A 544-nucleotide genomic window follows, 5' to 3' on the forward strand; every position below is an offset into this window, starting at 1 on the left:
CCCGGACGGCGCGCATGACCAGGTCTATGAAGCAGGTCTGGCGGCGGGTTCGGCGGCCGGCGACGGCAGCACGGTTGCGACAGGCACCTTCACGGTGTCGGACGCCGACGGGCTCGACGACGTGCAGAGCGTCACCATCGGCGGCGTCACGGTTGCCATTGGCAGCCTTGACGGTTCGGTCTTCCAGGGCGACCACGGCACGCTGCTGATCACCGGCTACAACCCGGCAACCGGCGTTGCGGCCTATCAGTACACGCTGACCAGCACGACGACGGACGTTCCCGCAGTCACCGAGACCGACAGCTTCTCGCTCACCGTCTCTGACGGCACCTCGTCGTCGGCTCCGGCAGCCATCGTCATCGACATCGTCGACGACATGCCCAATGCGGTCAACGACACCAACAGCATCAGCGAGGACGCGCTTTCGCCGGTCAACGGCAATGTGCTGACCAACGACCTGCATGCCAACAACCAGCCGGGCGCCGACACGCCGACGAGCTTCGTCAGCTGGGATGGCTCGACGACGGGCGCGCACGGCACCTTC

Annotated in this window: 1 pseudogene; it reads left to right on the plus strand. The window is 66.5% G+C overall.

The annotated features are described in order from the left end of the window. Positions 1-544: pseudogene (locus EOC94_RS33485) on the plus strand (hypothetical protein); the annotation flags it as partial.

Source organism: Mesorhizobium sp. M6A.T.Ce.TU.016.01.1.1, assembly GCF_003997065.1.
GTDB lineage: Bacteria > Pseudomonadota > Alphaproteobacteria > Rhizobiales > Rhizobiaceae > Mesorhizobium > Mesorhizobium mediterraneum.